This window comes from Streptomyces sp. NPDC031274 (assembly GCF_055570235.1).
Map to the genome: position 1 here is coordinate 1 of NZ_JBVIHP010000199.1, position 1,523 is coordinate 1,523.

2 protein-coding genes and 1 pseudogene are annotated in these 1,523 nt (G+C 69.9%); all 3 read left to right on the forward strand.

All coding sequences use genetic code 11. From position 1 onward, the window contains the following. Positions 1–215: pseudogene (locus tag ACZ5CR_RS44930) on the forward strand (MFS transporter); the annotation flags it as partial. Between the two features lie 27 nt (positions 216–242). Further along, positions 243–671, forward strand: coding sequence for a protein-tyrosine phosphatase family protein (locus ACZ5CR_RS44935; RefSeq protein WP_468869372.1), 429 nt, complete (start codon positions 243–245; stop codon positions 669–671). Between the two features lie 99 nt (positions 672–770). Further along, positions 771–1,523, forward strand: a 753-nt coding sequence (locus ACZ5CR_RS44940; RefSeq protein ID WP_468869374.1) for an aldo/keto reductase, incomplete at its 3' end; no start/stop codon positions are given.

Genomic DNA, 1,523 nt, shown 5'->3' on the forward strand with positions numbered 1-1,523 from the left:
GAAGTGCGTTGTACGCCGTCGCCTTCATGGAGGCGAGCCTCCCCGTCTGGTGGGTCATCGTGGGCTGCGGTCTTGCGGTCCTGATCCTCGGCGCACTGACCAGCGGCCGCTGGGCGAGGGAGACGGCACGCCGGACGGCGGAGCGGCTCGGGGCCATGCCGCAGGGACCGCTCGCGGGTACAGCACGCTCGGATCGGCGCTCAGCTCGGCCTTGAGCCGAGCGCTCACACTACTCTCGCGCCATGACTGCGACTTGGAATCCCACGGCGTCAGGCGTACTACGACTCCCCTCGGGCCGGCTCATCCGCGGCCGGGGTCTGCGGCGACCGCTTCCGGACGGCCCGGAGCCCGACTTCGCGCTGTATCTGCTGGGCAAGGAACCCGATGCGACCGCCTGGGAGTCCCGCTGGGTCCGCTGGCCCGACTTCCGGCTGCCCGCCGACCGCGTGACGACGGCCGCCGCCCTGCGCGAGGCGCTGGAGCGGGCCGCGACGGAGCGGGTCGAGGTCGCGTGCGGCGGCGGCCAGGGGCGCACGGGGACGGCGCTGGCCTGCATCGCGGTACTGGACGGGGTGCCGGGCACTGAGGCGGTCGCGTACGTACGGGAGCACTATGCGCCACGGGCGGTGGAGACACCGTGGCAGAAGAGGTTCGTGAGGCGGTTCAGCTGACACCAGGACGACTGGCACCAGGACCACCCGGGAGTGGCGACTGACAGATGACAGATGACAGATATTGAAATCTGTCATCTGTCATGGCATGGTGAATGCATGCGTACCCTCACCCTCGGAACCACCGGTCCCCAGTCCTCCGCCATCGGCCTCGGCGCCATGGGCATGTCCGCGCTCTACGGCGAAGCCGACCGCACGGAGTCCATCGCAACCATCCACGCCGCCCTCGAAGCGGGCGTCACCCTCATCGACACCGGCGATTTCTACGCCATGGGTCACAACGAAATGCTGATCGGCGAAGCCCTCCGCTCCGCCCCCGCCGCACGCCGCGAACAGGCGCTCACCAGCGTCAAGTTCGGCGCCCTCCGTGACCCGGACGGCGGCTGGTCCGGGTACGACGGGCGGCCTTCGGCGGTCAAGAACTTCGCCGCGTACTCGCTCCAGCGGCTCGGCGTCGACCACATCGACGTCTATCGGATCGCCCGACTCGACCCCGACGTCCCCGTCGAGGAGACCGTCGGCGCGATCGCCGAGCTGGTCGAGAAGGGGCACGTCCGCCACATCGGGCTCTCGGAGGTCGGCGCCGACACCATCCGCCGCGCCGCCGCCACCGCTCCCATCTCCGACGTACAGATCGAGTACTCCCTCATCTCACGCGGCATCGAGGAGCAGATCCTGCCGACGGCCGGCGAGCTCGGCATCGGGATCACGGCGTACGGAGTGCTCTCCCGCGGCCTCATCTCCGGCCACTTCACCCGGGACCGCAAGCTGGGAGCAGGTGACTTCCGGGCGATGAGCCCCCGCTTCCAGGGCGAGAACCTCGACCGGAACCTCGACCTCGTCGACGCGCTT